17 protein-coding genes and 3 tRNA genes are annotated in these 15,762 nt (G+C 49.9%); 15 read left to right on the plus strand and 5 right to left on the minus strand.

Features of this window, described 5'->3' with window-relative positions:
* Nucleotides 1-39: 39 nt before the first annotated feature.
* From pgsA to BM427_RS25460, 5 genes are all read left to right on the plus strand, one after another.
* Complete coding sequence (pgsA, locus tag BM427_RS17245; RefSeq protein WP_090123577.1) at nucleotides 40-588, plus strand: CDP-diacylglycerol--glycerol-3-phosphate 3-phosphatidyltransferase; 549 nt, start codon at nucleotides 40-42, stop codon at nucleotides 586-588.
* A gap of 149 nt (nucleotides 589-737) precedes the next feature.
* Nucleotides 738-813, plus strand: a tRNA-Gly gene (locus tag BM427_RS17250).
* Between the two features lie 53 nt (nucleotides 814-866).
* Nucleotides 867-940 (plus strand) — tRNA-Cys (locus BM427_RS17255).
* A 12-nt stretch (nucleotides 941-952) separates the two neighbouring features.
* Nucleotides 953-1,039: transfer RNA gene (locus BM427_RS17260), tRNA-Leu, on the plus strand.
* 428 nt (nucleotides 1,040-1,467) lie between these two features.
* Nucleotides 1,468-1,764: a hypothetical protein gene (locus BM427_RS25460; protein WP_139234428.1), complete on the plus strand. Its 297-nt coding sequence runs from the start codon at nucleotides 1,468-1,470 to the stop codon at nucleotides 1,762-1,764.
* Nucleotides 1,765-1,990: 226 nt separating this feature from the next.
* Here BM427_RS25460 and tyrP read toward each other — a convergent pair whose 3' ends face one another.
* Entirely contained in the window at nucleotides 1,991-3,202 is a 1,212-nt protein-coding gene (gene tyrP, locus BM427_RS17265) for a tyrosine transporter TyrP (RefSeq protein ID WP_090123579.1), read from the minus strand.
* A 239-nt stretch (nucleotides 3,203-3,441) separates the two neighbouring features.
* On the opposite strand from tyrP, the gene BM427_RS17270 reads away from it, so the two are divergent.
* Nucleotides 3,442-3,681, plus strand: a complete 240-nt coding sequence (locus tag BM427_RS17270; RefSeq protein ID WP_090123580.1) for a YecH family metal-binding protein — start codon at nucleotides 3,442-3,444, stop codon at nucleotides 3,679-3,681.
* Between the two features lie 264 nt (nucleotides 3,682-3,945).
* On the opposite strand, the gene ftnA is transcribed toward BM427_RS17270, so the two are convergent.
* Nucleotides 3,946-4,443: a non-heme ferritin gene (ftnA, locus tag BM427_RS17275; RefSeq protein ID WP_090123582.1), complete on the minus strand. Its 498-nt coding sequence runs from the start codon at nucleotides 4,441-4,443 to the stop codon at nucleotides 3,946-3,948.
* A 203-nt stretch (nucleotides 4,444-4,646) separates the two neighbouring features.
* Nucleotides 4,647-4,979: a YecR family lipoprotein gene (gene yecR / locus BM427_RS17280; RefSeq protein ID WP_167518572.1), complete on the minus strand. Its 333-nt coding sequence runs from the start codon at nucleotides 4,977-4,979 to the stop codon at nucleotides 4,647-4,649.
* Between the two features lie 244 nt (nucleotides 4,980-5,223).
* Here yecR and BM427_RS17285 point away from each other — a divergent pair, with 244 nt between their 5' ends.
* Nucleotides 5,224-5,862: an RpiB/LacA/LacB family sugar-phosphate isomerase gene (locus BM427_RS17285; protein WP_090123585.1), complete on the plus strand. Its 639-nt coding sequence runs from the start codon at nucleotides 5,224-5,226 to the stop codon at nucleotides 5,860-5,862.
* 39 nt (nucleotides 5,863-5,901) lie between these two features.
* Here BM427_RS17285 and BM427_RS17290 read toward each other — a convergent pair whose 3' ends face one another.
* A complete protein-coding gene (locus BM427_RS17290) occupies nucleotides 5,902-7,326 on the minus strand; it encodes an MFS transporter (protein WP_090123586.1) in 1,425 nt (474 codons plus the stop codon).
* 212 nt (nucleotides 7,327-7,538) lie between these two features.
* Between BM427_RS17290 and azuC the strand changes: the two genes are divergently transcribed.
* The 8 genes from azuC to otsA all read left to right on the plus strand — a co-directional run bounded on the left by azuC (nucleotide 7,539) and on the right by otsA (nucleotide 14,917).
* The gene (azuC, locus tag BM427_RS17295; RefSeq protein WP_017458329.1) at nucleotides 7,539-7,622 is read left to right on the plus strand and encodes a stress response protein AzuC; all 84 of its coding nucleotides are present in this window, start codon (nucleotides 7,539-7,541) and stop codon (nucleotides 7,620-7,622) included.
* Nucleotides 7,623-7,733: 111 nt separating this feature from the next.
* Nucleotides 7,734-7,985, plus strand: coding sequence for a DUF2766 family protein (locus BM427_RS17300; RefSeq protein WP_090123589.1), 252 nt, complete (start codon nucleotides 7,734-7,736; stop codon nucleotides 7,983-7,985).
* A gap of 104 nt (nucleotides 7,986-8,089) precedes the next feature.
* Nucleotides 8,090-8,647: a DJ-1 family glyoxalase III gene (locus BM427_RS17305; RefSeq protein WP_090123590.1), complete on the plus strand. Its 558-nt coding sequence runs from the start codon at nucleotides 8,090-8,092 to the stop codon at nucleotides 8,645-8,647.
* 316 nt (nucleotides 8,648-8,963) lie between these two features.
* Nucleotides 8,964-9,944: an arabinose ABC transporter substrate-binding protein gene (locus BM427_RS17315; RefSeq protein WP_090123594.1), complete on the plus strand. Its 981-nt coding sequence runs from the start codon at nucleotides 8,964-8,966 to the stop codon at nucleotides 9,942-9,944.
* Nucleotides 9,945-10,015: 71 nt separating this feature from the next.
* Complete coding sequence (gene araG / locus BM427_RS17320; protein ID WP_090123860.1) at nucleotides 10,016-11,530, plus strand: L-arabinose ABC transporter ATP-binding protein AraG; 1,515 nt, start codon at nucleotides 10,016-10,018, stop codon at nucleotides 11,528-11,530.
* Between the two features lie 14 nt (nucleotides 11,531-11,544).
* The gene (gene araH / locus BM427_RS17325) at nucleotides 11,545-12,525 is read left to right on the plus strand and encodes an L-arabinose ABC transporter permease AraH (protein WP_090123596.1); all 981 of its coding nucleotides are present in this window, start codon (nucleotides 11,545-11,547) and stop codon (nucleotides 12,523-12,525) included.
* Between the two features lie 186 nt (nucleotides 12,526-12,711).
* Nucleotides 12,712-13,518 (plus strand): trehalose-phosphatase, encoded by an 807-nt coding sequence (gene otsB, locus BM427_RS17330; protein ID WP_090123598.1) that lies wholly within the window; start codon nucleotides 12,712-12,714, stop codon nucleotides 13,516-13,518.
* On the plus strand, nucleotides 13,493-14,917 hold the full coding sequence (otsA, locus tag BM427_RS17335; RefSeq protein WP_090123600.1) for an alpha,alpha-trehalose-phosphate synthase: 1,425 nt from the start codon (nucleotides 13,493-13,495) through the stop codon (nucleotides 14,915-14,917). The genes otsB and otsA overlap by 26 nt, the downstream gene beginning before the upstream one ends.
* Nucleotides 14,918-14,950: 33 nt before the next feature.
* Here the strand turns inward: otsA and uspC are convergent, their stop codons facing one another.
* Nucleotides 14,951-15,376, minus strand: a complete 426-nt coding sequence (gene uspC / locus BM427_RS17340; RefSeq protein WP_090123602.1) for a universal stress protein UspC — start codon at nucleotides 15,374-15,376, stop codon at nucleotides 14,951-14,953.
* Nucleotides 15,377-15,762: the final 386 nt, after the last annotated feature.

Below are 15,762 nucleotides of genomic sequence, written 5' to 3' on the forward strand. Positions count from 1 at the left end.
AGAGCGAAAATTTACGGACAACAGACAGTTAACGCCATTATGCGATTAAATATTCCTACGCTGCTTACCCTTTTTCGCGTCATCCTGATCCCTTTTTTCGTGTTGGCATTTTATCTTCCTTTTTACTGGTCACCATTTGTTTGTGCGCTCATTTTTTGTGCTGCGGCGATAACCGATTGGTTTGATGGCTATCTGGCGCGTCGCTGGAATCAGAGCACCCGTTTTGGCGCCTTCCTCGATCCGGTTGCCGATAAAGTGCTGGTCGCCATCGCGATGGTGCTGGTGGCTGAACATTATCATACCTGGTGGGTAACACTCCCTGCGGCTACTATGATCGCCCGTGAGATCATTATTTCTGCGCTGCGTGAGTGGATGGCGGAGATGGGGAAACGCAGTCGCGTAGCGGTATCCTGGATCGGTAAAGTGAAAACTACTGCACAAATGATGGCGCTGGTAGGGCTGCTGTGGCGTCCAAATATCTGGGTTGAATATGCAGGTATTGCGTTGTTCTTCGTTGCTGCCGGGCTGACATTATGGTCAATGCTGCAATATCTGAACGCAGCACGTGGCGATCTGCTTGAACCTTGATCGCATCGTCGTAATTTTCAGCAAACGATCCGGGTTTTGAAAAATATCGTTGACTCAGTGCGTCATCTAAGTAGAATGCAACGCATCGGAAGGCAGCATTGCTTGTCAGAAGATAGAAAAATCAAGTGATTAGAACAAAACTTGATAATGCGGGAATAGCTCAGTTGGTAGAGCACGACCTTGCCAAGGTCGGGGTCGCGAGTTCGAGTCTCGTTTCCCGCTCCAATTAAGGCATCGGCTTACAAAGCGGGTGCTAGCTGAAAAGCATCCAGATTCACGGCGCGTTAGCAAAGCGGTTATGTAGCGGATTGCAAATCCGTCTAGTCCGGTTCGACTCCGGAACGCGCCTCCAATTTCTTCCCGAGCCCGGATGGTGGAATCGGTAGACACAAGGGATTTAAAATCCCTCGGCGTTCGCGCTGTGCGGGTTCAAGTCCCGCTCCGGGTACCATGGGAAAACAAGAATAAAATCAATGATAAGCAGTGTCGTGTAAACCACCGAAAGGTGGTTTTTTTATGCCTGAAATTTGCCGAGTGGCGATGAAATGGAGACTAAATTTTGAATTCAAAATGTAGCCCTCGTGACGATTGGTCCTTGTAACTACGGGTCAATCAGGAAGCGCATCGATAACTTGAACTTCCCTAATGGACGATAAGGAACGAACCAGGGCTGGATATACTCTTACTTTTCAGGAAGAGCCAGGGTACTTTTTTACGTTTGAATCTAATATTCCCGGACGGTATTTTTTCGAGTGACCGCCACGCAAGATGCCGCTTAATTCCCAACCCATTCTTGATGATGAAATAGATATATACATTGGCTATTCGGTCAATCAGACACCCGGTTTATAGAAAATATACGATACCAACGGTATCTTTATGCGTATGGAAGAGGCACCTCTTGAAACCCCGCTTACCGATCCTACGGATATTGCGCTTATTGCATTTGGTGTATTTCGGATATTGCGAACAGGTCGCGCGCTTTTTGAAACCAGTAGTCGCACAGCCCTTACTACAAATCCAGGCGGTGGATTTCAAATTGGTGTGTCTGCGCGAAACCTGAAAATAACAAAAACAGTTGTTATGCGTATGGGGGATCCTGATCGCTATGTACCATTACAGATTATGGAAAAAGCTAATCGATATGGCACGAGAAGTCCTGAATCAGTGCGTTGATTTCCGTTGTGAGGCACTACCGAAGTAACAAGCCCAGACTTCAACGCTTCGGGGTCAAGGCCCATTTTTCACCCGCCATTTATTGTACTGAGACGCGAGTATTAACAGGGTGAAGTTCGCTCGCACAGGCCTGATATAATCAACAACGGCTTTTGTTTGCTGGCCATTTGATATCATCCACCAAACACAAAAAAACGCACGGATCTTCTCGCACGTTTTTTCAGGCTTATCCCACTTCAGGTAGCAAACCGGCGACGATTAAAAACTGAATGGCGATAACCGCAATGCCACAGGCGAAAATCAGGCACAGCATGGGTTTGCCACCGGGAACGCGGTAACGGTGTTGCGAATGATGTTTCCGGCTTTGCCAGGCCAGCATTGACGGTAGCAGAAGTGCCAGCACGGCAAGCGCGACACCGGCATAGCCCAGCGCTATCACAAATCCGCGCGGATAAAACAGCGCAAAGGCCAGCGGTGGCAGGAACGTGATCATTCCGCTTTGCAGTCGTCCCGCAGCGTTGTTACGTCGCTGGAAAAGATCCGCGAGATAATCAAATAATCCCAGCGACACGCCGAGGAAAGAAGTGGCCAGCGCGAGATCAGCAAACAGGTGAACAGCCAGTTCCACATGCGGCGAGGCCACCACCTCGCGCACAGCTTGCAACAACCCGTTCAATCCTGCCTGGCTGGCCAGTAGGCCCATAAACGTTGATGAATCAATACTGCCGAGCGTTGCAAGCTGCCAGAAAATATAGGCCACCAGCGGAATGGCGCTGCCGGTGATAAATATCCTGCGCAACTTACGGATATCGCCGCCCATGTAACTCACAATGCTCGGTACACTACCGTGAAAACCAAACGAGGTGAAGATCACTGGAATTGCCGACAGCGCCAGTCCTTTTTCAAGCGGCATGGTCAGCAAATTCGCCTGTTGAACGTGCGGCATTAACAGCGACATCATCACCACGAGGAAGAGGAGCTTGGCGCTGAAAAGAAAGCGGTTAAACAGATCGACAAGCGAAGTACCTGCGCATACGACACCACCGGCAATAATAGTGAACAGCAGCACGCCGGCGACGGGCGAAAGCGCAACGTTAAACCACTGGCTAATACTGGACGCCAGCAACTCTCCTGCACCGCTGATATACGCTGCGGTCAGCGCATACATTAAAAACAGCATACTAAAACCAGTGATCCACTGCCCATAGCGACCAAGATAGCGCCTTGCCAGTGATCCCAGACCGGTATCGGCGGGAACATGCTGATAAATCTCCAGTAAGAGCAGTGCGGTGTAACACATCACTGCCCACAGCGCGATAAGCAACACCAAAGTGGTGGCAAACCCAACGCCAGCTGCTGCAAGCGGCATTGCCAACATTCCTGCGCCTATCGTGGTGCCAGCGACGATAAAAACACTCCCCAATGTTCGATTTTTCACGCTTTCCTCTGCAATAAAACACACTACCAGCCCAAACTGCGGCGCAGAGTAAGATAATTCAGTAGATTCGTCAAACAGTCGTTACATAACGTGTAAAAATATGTTTACAATGATGTTTGAGGTGTCAGCAAAATCAAATCGGGTGATATGCCCGTTGCACCGGATGCATGTAAACCTGTCTTAACGCAACGTCTTCAGGAAATGTTGTGTTTATGATGCATCTTTTGCGAGGAGGATTTATGGCATCAATACATGGCCACGAAGTACTGAATATGATGATTGCATCCGGCGAACATTACACCACGGAGAGCCTTGCGGCAGCTATTATCGCGCGCTTTGGGGAAACGGCGCGTTTTCATACTTGCTCAGCAGAGGGAATGACGGCGGCGCAACTGGTGACGTTTTTAGCTGCGCGCGGAAAATTCATTCCTGCGGAAGAGGGTTTTTCCACTCACGAAAGTAAAATCTGCAAACATTGATAAAAACGGCGGTAAAGAATAGTATTTACCGCCTGAGTAATTAGAGCCTGGTAATTAGAGCCTATCCCATTAGGCTATTTTATTTGCCATTTTGGTCCTGGGCAGAGCTCACACCAAATGTGTTGGCATGTTGAACGCCGCTTGCGGCGGCCCTTCATGGCGAGCGAAGCGAGTAATCCTCACCTACGGCGTGTACGTTCCGGTTGTTGCGCGCTGTCCGCGTCCAAACTGGCTGCAACACTATACGCCTACTATGATAGGCTCTTAATTCTGTATATCCAGTGTTGCCAGTTCTTTATCGATGAAATACAACCCTTCGCCGCTTTTACCCGCCAGCGTTAATTTATCGATAACTGACTTAAACAATTTCTCTTCTTCGTGCTGTTCGGCAACATACCATTGCAGGAAATTAAAGGTTGGATAATCCTGAGAGGTCATGGCAACGTGCGCCAGTTCATTAATTTTCTGCGTGATCAGTTGCTCATGTTCGTAAGTGGCGCGAAACAGCACATCCAGCGAGGCATAATCGGCAACCGGCGACTCAATAGTATTGATGCGCGGCAGGCTGCCGGTATCCGTCAGGTAGTCAAACAGACGCTGCATATGCGTCATCTCTTCCTGCGCATGACGGCGCAGAAAAGCGGCGGCACCTTCAAAGCTGTGGTAGCTGCACCATGCGCTCATCTGCTGATAAAGCAGGGAAGAAAACAGTTCCAGATTCATTTGTTCATTGAGTTTTTCAATCATCTCTGCTTTTAACATGGTGCGGCTCCGGAAAATAGAAAAATAGAAGCGGCCACTATAATTTGTTATTTAATTATTTGCAAAAGGTTAAATGGAAAATCATTTATTAAAGAATTTAATGAGAATAACACGCATTGCCGTGGTTAATTAAATAAATGAGAATTGTTTTGATTATTAATAAATGGACAGACCAGCATGATTGCTGGCCCGAAAATTACCAATTACCAATTACCAGTGGTGTGAGAAAACGCCATACCACGGCACTGATATTGAATAGTGATTTTTGTATTCATGCAAACCGAACCGCTGATCAGGCTGCATGTTGCGATCGGTTGGCCGAAAGGCACTGCCGTAGCGTAACCCATCTGTTGGCACTGTTTGTTCGCCATTCCTTGCGCAGTGTATTGGTCGTAATTCGCGGTTTGCATCATCGACTGGTTATAGCTCAGACGCACCAGTCCACTGGTGGTATCGACACTGCTGACTTCTGCTTCTTTGGTGAGAGTGCAGCCAGCAAGCAGGAGCAGCGAGGCGGCAACAAAAATTTTCTTCATGAAATCACTCTGATTCATTTTGGCATCTTCTCATCTTAACGTGCGGATCTGAGGACAATCGGCAGAATAACCCGTGGAACTGGCGCTACTAATCGCGACGGCAAAACAACAAGGGATTGATGCAAAACTGTGAACCTTATTTTGATTTTTAAAACCATTTTTCATTAAATTTGAAAGTATGTTTGACAGATAGTATGGTTTATCCAACCTTTGCTATCTGAAGTATGTTCACAGGAGATCAAATATGAAAATTGCACTGATGATGGAAAACAGTCAGGCGGCTAAAAACGCCATCATTCTGAAAGAGCTGAAAGGCGTTGCCGATGAAAAAGATTTCCCGGTGTTTAACGTCGGTATGAGCGACGAGAATGACCATCATCTGACTTACATCCACCTGGGTATTATGGCGAGTATTCTGCTGAACGCGAAAGCCGTGGATTTTGTCGTAACTGGCTGTGGTACCGGGCAGGGCGCACTGATGTCGCTGAACATTCATCCTGGCGTGGTGTGCGGCTACTGTATTGATCCCGCGGATGCGTTCCTGTTTGCCCAGATCAACAACGGTAATGCGTTATCGCTGCCGTTTGCGAAAGGTTTCGGCTGGGGCGCGGAACTGAATGTGCGCTTTATTTTTGAGAAAGCCTTTACTGGTCGTAAAGGGGAAGGTTATCCGCCGGAGCGTAAAGAGCCTCAGGTACGTAATGCAGGGATCCTGAACCAGGTGAAAGCCGCAGTGGTTAAAGACAATTACCTCGATTCCCTGCGCGCCATTGACCGTGAACTGGTGAAAACGGCCGTCTCCGGCGAGCGCTTCCAGCAGTGCTTCTTTGAACACGGCCAGGACAAAGAGATTGAAGCCTTCGTTCGCGAAGTGCTGGCCTGATAAAAGCCCGCCGCAGCTGGCCTGGCTGCGGCGGTCCCGTTACGCTTTTTTCTTCTGCGATACTGCGCTACCGGCATCTTTTGTCAGGCGCAACGTATCAAACATGCCAGCCAGGCAAATCAGTGCGATAAACACAAATGCCAGCCGGAAACTGATCCCTTCAATGTCAGTGAGATGTAGCCACTCACTGACATGTTCACCAATACGAATACCCATCGCACCAAGCGTGATGCCCAGGCCGACAGCCAGTTGTGTAGCGGTACTGAACAGCGTATTGGCATAACTCATTTGCGGTGACGGAACATCGGCAAAGGCGAGGGTGCTGACACCGGTAAACTGTACTGAGCGGAAGACGCCGCCCAGGAACAGCACCACAAAGGTGAGCCAGACAGGTGTTACCGAGGTAAGAAAAGCGCAGGCCAGCAGCGCCAGAACATTCAGCGCGCCGTTAATCAGTAGCAATTTTTTAAAGCCCAGCCAGTGAATGAGCGGTGTTGTGGCCGGTTTGATCGTCAGGTTACCGGCAAATACTGCCAGCACCAGCAGCCCGGCGTGGAACGGATCCATACCAAAACCGACCTGGAACAGTAGCGGAAGCAGAAAAGGGACAGCGCTTATTGATGCGCGAAATAGCGAGCCGCCATACATCGTCACGCGAAATGTCGGCACCTGCATTGCATCCAGCCGGATCATCGGCCATTGCGCCCGCCTGAAATGGCGTAAGGTAAATACCAGTGTTAAAGCACTCAGTATCAGTAATCCGCTAGTCAGCACGCCTTGCGGATGCTCTGCGCCTAAATTCTCCATAGCATACACCAGGCTAACCATGGCAACTGACGTGGCGATAAACCCTGGCAAATCGAACGGGCGTCGCTCTTCTTCACGAATATTGGTAATGATGCGCAGTGCCAGCAAGATCGCCATAATCCCCAGCGGCACATTAATAAAGAAGATCCAGCGCCAGTCAGCATAATGCGTAATAAATCCCCCCAGCGGTGGGCCGATGATCGGCGCGACCAGCGCGGGCCAGGTCAGTGTGGCGATGGCGGTAATAAGCTGATGTTTTGGCGTGGTGCGCAGTACGGCGAGACGCCCAACCGGCACCATCAAGGCGCCGCCGATGCCCTGAAAAATACGCATGCTGACGAACATTTCTACGCTGGTCGATAGTCCACACAATATTGAAGCAATAGTGAAGATAGCCAGCGCCAGCGAAAAGACATTGCGTGCGCCAAAGCGATCAGCAATCCAGCCGCTGGCCGGGATCAGTACTGCAAGAGTAATTAAATAAGCGCTGATACCGATGTTCAGCGCAACGGCTTCGACACCAAACGTTTTTGCCATATCCGGCAAGGCGGTAGCGATTACCGTGCCGTCAATGAACTCCATAAAGAAAGCGCCAGCTACCAGTAGCGCAGCGGGAGAAAGACCGCCTGTCTTTCTCAAAAGAGTGCTTTCACGCATTGTGAGTCTGCCATTTGCAAAAATAATTGAGAATACTAAAAAAAATTTAGCGTGCTAACCACAAGATTTATAATTGAATTTTTAACAAAGCTACTGCATTTTCATTTTTTGAAGCGTGATTTCTATCACATGGTGATTGATTTTTGTGATGAGAGTCATACTATGTGCGCAATGAGACGTAACACCTGCATAACAAATCGCCGGAGCAAAAAATGAAACTGCGTAAAATTCTGAAGCATATGTTTGAAACCTACTGCAAAACTTTCAAAGACGTACCGCCAGGCGCTATGTTCTGATGATAAAAAAACCTGCTGAAGCAGGTTTTTTTATGGCCGTCACTCGACGGTCAGACCTACTCATATGTATGAATTCCCGCTACTATGGCGCACTTTATGTAAGGAGTGCCTATGTCACAGAATCTCTCCACTGATCAGGAACTGGTATCCGATATCGTTGCCTGTCAGCTCGTCATCAAACAGATCCTCGACGTTATCGACGTCATCGCGCCGGTTGAAGTGCGTGAGAAAATGTCTCACCAGCTTAAGAGCATCGATTTTGCCACTCATCCTGCAGCGACCGACCCGGTTACCCGCCGTGCAATCCAGAAAGCTATCGCCTTAATTGAACTGAAATTTACGCCTCAGGGTGAAGCTCACTGAGAACGATGCCTGACAGCGATGTGACGTAGCGTGAATTATGAAACGCTGTTTTGATCAAAAATAAGCCACTTTAATCAACCCACCTTCAACGTAAGGCATCGGACATGAAAAAAGTGGCGGTGTTGTTGGCGCCCGGTTTCGAAGAAGCAGAAGCGATTATCACCATTGATATCCTGCGTCGCTTAAATATTGAAGTCGAGACACTGGCCTGCGCGGAGTCCCGCGCGGTGGTCAGTTATCACACTATTCCTATGGTTGCAGACAGCACGCTGGATGAGCGTCAGGCAAAGTTGTATGACGCCATCGTCTTACCCGGCGGGCCGCAGGGCAGCGTGAATCTGGCTGCCAGCAAAGCGGTGGTGCAGTTTGTTGAACAGCACGACACAGCCGGCAAGTTAATTTGCCCTCTCTGCTCCGCTGCAGCGCGTGTGCTGGGCGGTAATGGTTTGCTGAAGGGCCGCCGCTATGTCTGCTCCGGCGATCTGTACGAAACTGTCGATGATGGTGAGTATGTCGACGCACCGGTGGTTGAAGACGGCAACCTGATAAGCGGTAAAGGCCTCGGGCTGGCTTTCGATTTTGCGTTGACGATTGCCGCACGCTTGCAGGGAGAGGAAACTGCGGCGCGAGATCACGCCGATCATATCTACTATAGCTGGTGATTTTTCTGCCCGGATGCGCCCTGCATCCGGGACAAGGATAAGCTGGCTGATGTTATGGATTATCCTGCTTTTACCCTTTCTATTTGTATGACAAAATCGCCTGATTTTATGTGCTATATCGCTGAATTTATGTACGGAATTACTATAATTCTGCGGTGTGATGTCGCTCTCCTATGGAGAATCAATTTCCCGCTAAAACTATTTCCAGCACAGGTGTCCAGGGATGTGCGGACTCTAATGCCTTGTTTTATTAAATTTTAAATGAACCGGTAGATATTTTCCCCTACATAAAAGAAAGCTAAAGCTGGAGTTTACCATGCACAAATTCACTAAAGCGTTGGCGGCCATCGGTCTGGCTGCCGTTATGTCACAATCCGCTATCGCTGAAACGATGAAGCTCGGGTTTCTGGTTAAACAGCCGGAAGAGCCCTGGTTCCAGACCGAATGGAAGTTTGCCGACAAAGCAGGCAAGGATTTGGGTTTTGAAGTGATTAAAATCGCCGTTCCTGATGGTGAAAAAACGCTAAACGCGATTGATAGCCTGGCGGCCAGCGGCGCAAAAGGATTTGTTATTTGTACTCCAGATCCCAAACTTGGCTCGGCGATTGTCGCCAAAGCACGGGGTTATGACATGAAAGTCATTGCAGTGGACGACCAGTTCGTGAACGCCAAAGGCGAACCCATGACCTCGGTGCCGCTGGTCATGATGGCGGCGAGTGAAATCGGTGCGCGTCAGGGGGAAGAACTCTATAAAGAGATGCAAAAACGTGGATGGAATGTGAAAGATACTGGCGTCATGGCGATTACCGCGAACGAGCTGGATACCGCTCGTCGCCGCACGACCGGTTCTATGGACGCGCTGAAAAAAGCCGGATTCCCGGAAAAACAGATCTACCAGGTGCCAACCAAATCTAACGATATCCCCGGTGCATTTGATGCCGGTAACTCTCTGCTGGTACAGCATCCGGAAGTGAAACACTGGCTGGTGCTGGGCATGAATGACAATACTGTGCTGGGTGGCGTGCGTGCGACAGAAGGCCAGGGCTTTAAAGCGGCGGATGTCATCGGCATTGGTATTAACGGCGTCGATGCGGTAAGTGAGCTATCGAAAGCACAGGCGACCGGCTTCTTTGGTTCGCTGCTGCCAAGCCCGGACGTGCATGGCTATAAAACAAGCCAACTGCTCTATAACTGGGTCACCAAAGGCGTTGAGCCGCCGAAATTTACGGCAGTAACGGACGTGGTGCTGATCACCCGCGAGAACTTCAAAGAAGAGCTGGCGAAAAAAGGACTGTAATTCTCTGTTGATTGTGCTCCCCGCGTCAGGCGGGGAGCCAGATGTACAATGAACTGCTTTACGGAGACGTTATGCAACAGTCTACTCCTTATCTCTCTTTTCGCGGCATCGGCAAGACGTTTCCCGGTGTGAAAGCGCTTAGTGAGATCAGTTTTGATTGTTACGCCGGGCAAATCCACGCCCTGATGGGTGAAAACGGCGCAGGTAAATCGACACTGTTAAAAATTCTCAGCGGCAATTACGCACCAACCACCGGTACGCTGGCAATAAAAGGTGAGGAAGTCACCTTCGCAGATACCACTGCAGCGCTTAATGCCGGGGTGGCGATCATCTATCAGGAACTGCATCTGGTGCCGGAAATGAGCGTCGCGGAGAACATCTATCTTGGCCAGATCCCACATAAGAGCGGCATTGTGAACCGCTCGTTACTGAATTACGAGGCCGGTTTGCAGCTTAAGCATCTTGGACTGGATATCGATCCGCAAACGCCGCTGAAATATCTCTCCATTGGTCAGTGGCAAATGGTCGAAATTGCCAAGGCGCTGGCACGCAACGCCAAAATCATCGCCTTCGATGAACCAACCAGTTCTCTCTCGGCGCGTGAAATCGATAACCTGTTCCGCGTGATCCGCGAGCTACGTAAAGAGGGTCGGGTGATCCTCTATGTCTCTCACCGTATGGAAGAAATTTTTGCCCTCAGTGATGCCATTACCGTCTTTAAAGATGGCCGCTATGTGCGCACCTTTACGGACATGCAGCAGGTCAATCATGACCAACTGGTGCAGGCGATGGTCGGGAGGGATCTGGGCGATATTTATGGCTGGCAACCACGGCAATACGGCGCAGAACGTCTGAGGGTGGAGCAGGTTAAAGCGCCAGGCGTACGAACGCCCATCTCTTTAAGTGTGCGTAGCGGTGAAATTGTCGGCCTGTTCGGGCTAGTGGGGGCCGGACGCAGTGAATTAATGAAAGGCTTATTCGGCGGGACGAAAATTACCGAAGGGCAGGTCTTTATCGATGGCGAGCAAGTCAATATTACTAAACCGGCGCATGCCATCCATGCGGGCATGATGTTGTGTCCGGAAGATCGTAAAGCGGAAGGCATTATTCCGGTCCATTCGGTGCAGGAGAATATCAACATCAGCGCCCGGCGCAAATACATTCGCGCAGGCTGTCTGATCAATGATAGCTGGGAAAGTGAGAACGCCGAACATCATATTCGTTCGCTCAATATCAAAACGCCTGGAGCGGAACAACTGATTATGAATCTCTCCGGCGGCAATCAGCAGAAGGCTATTCTTGGCCGCTGGTTATCGGAAGAAATGAAAGTCATTTTGCTCGACGAGCCGACGCGCGGCATTGATGTCGGGGCGAAACATGAGATCTACAACGTAATTTACGCGCTGGCTTCCCGCGGTGTTGCGGTGCTGTTTGCCTCCAGCGATTTACCGGAAGTGCTCGGCGTTGCCGATCGCATCGTGGTGATGCGTGAAGGGGAAATTGCCGGTGAACTGCTTCACGGTCAGTGTGATGAACAGCGGGCGCTGAGCCTCGCGATGCCGAAAGTTAGCCAGGCTGTCGCCTGAGTGAGGAGAAAATGATGTCATCTTTAACTACGTCCCGCGCAACGAAGTCCTCGCTCAGTTTTGGGCGAATCTGGGATCAGTTCGGCATGCTGGTGGTGTTTGCCGTGCTGTTTATCGGTTGTGCGCTGTTTGTGCCGAACTTCGCCTCTTTCGTCAATATGAAAGGGCTGGGTCTGGCGATCTCAATGTCCGGTATGGTGGCTTGCGGTATGCTGTTCTGCCTCGCGTCCGGGGACTTTGACCTGTCGGTCGCGTCGGTCATTGCCTGTGCTGGGGTAACCACGGCAGTGGTGATTAACATGTCGGAGAGTTTGTGGCTTGGTGTATTTGCCGGTTTGCTGCTCGGCGTGGTCAGCGGCTTTATTAATGGCTTCGTGATTGCGCGTTTGAAGATCAATGCCTTGATCACGACGCTTGCCACGATGCAGATCGTCCGAGGGCTGGCGTATATCATTTCCGACGGTAAAGCGGTCGGCATCGAGGATGAACGTTTCTTCACCCTCGGTTACGCCAACTGGCTGGGGTTACCTGCGCCGATTTGGTTGACTGTTGGCTGCCTGATCATTTTTGGCTTCCTGCTCAATAGAACCACCTTTGGCCGCAATACGCTGGCGATTGGCGGTAATGAAGAAGCAGCCCGGTTGGCGGGCGTTCCGGTGGTACGCACGAAAATTATCATCTTTGTGCTCTCTGGTCTGGTCTCAGCGGCTGCAGGGATTATTCTTGCTTCGCGTATGACCAGTGGCCAGCCGATGACGTCGATTGGCTATGAACTCATTGTTATCTCAGCCTGCGTATTGGGTGGCGTATCACTAAAAGGTGGGATAGGCAAAATATCGTATGTTGTTGCCGGTATTCTAATTCTGGGTACCGTCGAAAACGCCATGAACCTGCTGAACATCTCACCGTTCTCACAGTATGTGGTGCGTGGTTTGATCTTGCTGGCGGCGGTGATTTTCGACCGCTACAAACAAAAGGCCAAACGTACCGTCTAAGCTTTCATGCTTAATTTTTAGATATAACCCCATAGTTTATCCCCACACCTTACCAGCCGCTAATCCGGCTGGTAAGTCATGCTTAAAATGGCGAGCAGCGTCACACTGTCTATACTTACATGGCTAATGATAATGAGATGTTTGTGAAGAACGGCTCTCATCAAAGACTGTAAGGAGGAACACAGGGTGGAAGACGCATTATCTGTACCGCCTCTCTTTTCCGGGAATTTTGCCTTTTTTTTCGATTTGGATGGCACCCTCGCTGACATTAAACCGCATCCGGATGATGTCTCTGTTCCGGACATAGTGCTGGCCAGACTTTCATTGCTTGCGGAGATGAACAACGGGGCACTGGCATTGATTTCAGGGCGCTCAATCGCTGAGCTCGAGCAACTCGCCAAACCCTGGCGTTTTCCGCTGGCTGGCGTACACGGGGCAGAACGCCGCGACATCAACGGTCATACCGAAAGGGTGACATTACCGGAAAGTATCGTACAACCGCTGGAGCGTTCGCTCCGGCACGACGTGGCATCGCTTAACGGTGTGGAACTGGAAGCGAAAGGCATGGCATTTGCTTTGCACTACCGTCAGGCGCCGCAGCATGAAGACGCGGTTTTTGCACTGGCAAAGCAAATGGTCGCGCGCTATCCGCAACTGGCGATGCAGCCAGGAAAATGTGTGGTGGAGCTTAAACCGTCCGGCATTCATAAGGGAGCGGCTATTGCGGCATTTTTAGAGACTCCACCGTTTGCTGGTCGCATGCCGGTTTTTGTCGGAGATGATTTGACGGATGAGCATGGGTTTAAAACGGTGAATGCGCTGGGAGGCGAATCAATCAAAGTTGGTGCTGGCGAGACGCAGGCAAAATGGCGTCTGGACAGCGTAAATGACGTTTATCAGTGGCTTGAACGTATCACTGACCATCAACAAGAAAAACAACAGGCGCTAACAAACAGGAGAGATGGCTATGAGTCGCTTAGTCGTAGTATCTAATCGTATTGCTCCGCCTGACAACAAAAAGGCCAGCGCTGGCGGGCTGGCTGTGGGAATTCTGGGAGCATTAAAAGCCACTGGCGGGCTGTGGTTTGGCTGGAGTGGTGAGTTGGGTAACGAGGAACAGCCGCTAAAAAAGGTGACAAAAGGGAATATCACCTGGGCATCGTTTAATCTCAGTGAAGAACATTACGAACAGTATTATTCGCAATTCTCTAACGCTGTTCTTTGGCCGGCATTCCACTATCGACTCGATCTGGTGAATTACCAACGTGAAGCCTGGGAGGGTTATCAGCAGGTCAACGCACTGCTGGCGGATAAGCTGCTGCCGTTACTGAAAGACGATGATATTCTGTGGATCCACGATTACCACCTGCTACCGTTTGCCAGCGAACTGCGCAAGCGTGGCGTGAATAACCAGATTGGTTTCTTCCTGCATATCCCTTTCCCGACGCCGGAAATCTTTAACGCCTTGCCGCCGCATTCGGAGTTGCTGGAGGCACTATGTGATTATGACCTGATCGGTTTTCAGACCGAAAATGACAGACTCGCGTTCCTGGACAGTCTATCAATGAAGACTCGTCTGACCACTCGCAGCGGTAAAGAACACGTCGCGTGGGGGAAAAATTTCCGCACTCAAGTTTACCCGATAGGGATAGAACCGGACGAGATAGCTAAACAGGCTGCCGGGCCGCTACCGCCTAAACTGGCAGAGTTGAAAAATGAACTTAAGAACGTTAAAAATATTTTCTCTGTTGAGCGGCTTGACTATTCCAAAGGCTTGCCAGAGCGCTTCCTTGCCTACGAAACGCTGCTGGAAAAATTCCCCCAGCATCACGGAAAAATCCGCTATACGCAGATTGCGCCAACCTCCCGTGGCGAAGTGCAAGCTTACCAGGATATTCGGCACCAACTGGAAACCGAAGCCGGGCGAATCAACGGTAAATATGGTCAGCTTGGCTGGACGCCGCTTTACTATCTGAACCAGCACTTTGACCGTAAGGTATTGATGAAAGTCTTCCGTTACGCTGAAGTGGGATTAGTGACGCCGCTGCGTGATGGCATGAATCTCGTCGCGAAAGAGTATGTCGCGGCGCAGGATCCGGCCGATCCGGGCGTATTGATACTATCGCAATTTGCTGGCGCGGCGAATGAGCTAACATCGGCGCTGATTGTCAATCCTTACGACCGGGACGATGTTGCTGCGGCGATGGACAGGGCGCTAAGAATGCCGCTGGCAGAGCGGATATCGCGCCATGCCGAACTGCTTGAAATCATTAAGGAGAATGATATCAACCACTGGCAGCAGAGGTTCCTTCGCGATTTAAAGCGCATCACGCCACGTAGCACGCAAAGCCAGCTACAGCATAAAGTGGCGACCTTTCCGAAGCTGGCTTAACGTCAGCGGCGCTCCTGCGGCAGCAGGAGCGCTTCATGCTCCTAATGGCACCAATAAAACATCCACTTCACTGGCATGAACGATGCTTTTTGCCGCACACGCTGCGCGGGCGATGAATGTTTGATTGTGATTGCCGCAGACCACCAGATCAACGCCCTGTGTGCGGCAGATATGCAGAATATGTTCGCTTAATGCGCCCGAGGCGATGAGCGCCTGCTCGATAGGGTAACCGGCCTCGCTAATGAGTTGATCCAGGAATTGCTGTGTTTCTTCCTGCAATATTTCACGGACATTTTCCATCATCGGGGCGGCAAGCTGGTTATAGAGTTCGGGATCGGAGGCTAAGGTAATAAGGGATATTCGGGCATTGAAAGGGCGGGCAATATCAATGGCTTTCGCCAGTAAAAGCTGGCTTTCAGGCGTCACCGCAACGGCGACCAGAAGATGAGCATATTGCATTTCTCACTCTCCACAACAAATCAATTTTTTCTCACCACTACTCTGTTTGAGGGCTCAGTGCAACCCAGGAATATTGCGGGGATGTGAAGGTTGTCATAAATATTCATTAATTATTCTTATGCTACGACTTTAATGCATATTCTTGCATTTAACCGATTTTAAAATCTTATCTCAAATTGAAAGAATTTTAGATCAAATTATTAAACTATCAACCACAATAACTAACAATTTTGAAATGATTGCTTACAGTAATTAATTAGCATACGTTCAATCTTAATTTATTGTTTTATATCGTTTTTTGAGTTTATCTCTGCAATAGAAACGTTTCTGTATTGATGAATGTTGCAGAATGTTACTCCTCAGACCAGTTGGTGAAAGGGTGTAAC

This window comes from Kosakonia arachidis (assembly GCF_900116535.1).
Taxonomy (GTDB): domain Bacteria; phylum Pseudomonadota; class Gammaproteobacteria; order Enterobacterales; family Enterobacteriaceae; genus Kosakonia; species Kosakonia arachidis.

Excerpts from the sequence above, each read along its gene's own strand:
- araG (WP_090123860.1), top strand. The coding sequence starts at position 10,016 with ATGCAACAGTCTACTCCTTATCTCTCTTTTCGCGGCATCGGCAAGACG.
- BM427_RS17285 (WP_090123585.1), top strand. The coding sequence starts at position 5,224 with ATGAAAATTGCACTGATGATGGAAAACAGTCAGGCGGCTAAAAACGCC.
- azuC (WP_017458329.1), top strand. The coding sequence starts at position 7,539 with ATGAAACTGCGTAAAATTCTGAAGCATATGTTTGAAACCTACTGCAAA.
- uspC (WP_090123602.1), bottom strand. The coding sequence starts at position 15,376 with ATGCAATATGCTCATCTTCTGGTCGCCGTTGCGGTGACGCCTGAAAGC.
- pgsA (WP_090123577.1), top strand. The coding sequence starts at position 40 with ATGCGATTAAATATTCCTACGCTGCTTACCCTTTTTCGCGTCATCCTG.
- otsA (WP_090123600.1), top strand. The coding sequence starts at position 13,493 with ATGAGTCGCTTAGTCGTAGTATCTAATCGTATTGCTCCGCCTGACAAC.
- BM427_RS17290 (WP_090123586.1), bottom strand. The coding sequence starts at position 7,326 with ATGCGTGAAAGCACTCTTTTGAGAAAGACAGGCGGTCTTTCTCCCGCT.
- araH (WP_090123596.1), top strand. The coding sequence starts at position 11,545 with ATGTCATCTTTAACTACGTCCCGCGCAACGAAGTCCTCGCTCAGTTTT.
- BM427_RS17270 (WP_090123580.1), top strand. The coding sequence starts at position 3,442 with ATGGCATCAATACATGGCCACGAAGTACTGAATATGATGATTGCATCC.
- ftnA (WP_090123582.1), bottom strand. The coding sequence starts at position 4,443 with ATGTTAAAAGCAGAGATGATTGAAAAACTCAATGAACAAATGAATCTG.
- yecR (WP_167518572.1), bottom strand. The coding sequence starts at position 4,979 with ATGAAGAAAATTTTTGTTGCCGCCTCGCTGCTCCTGCTTGCTGGCTGC.
- BM427_RS17305 (WP_090123590.1), top strand. The coding sequence starts at position 8,090 with ATGAAAAAAGTGGCGGTGTTGTTGGCGCCCGGTTTCGAAGAAGCAGAA.
- BM427_RS17300 (WP_090123589.1), top strand. The coding sequence starts at position 7,734 with ATGTCACAGAATCTCTCCACTGATCAGGAACTGGTATCCGATATCGTT.
- BM427_RS25460 (WP_139234428.1), top strand. The coding sequence starts at position 1,468 with ATGCGTATGGAAGAGGCACCTCTTGAAACCCCGCTTACCGATCCTACG.
- BM427_RS17315 (WP_090123594.1), top strand. The coding sequence starts at position 8,964 with ATGCACAAATTCACTAAAGCGTTGGCGGCCATCGGTCTGGCTGCCGTT.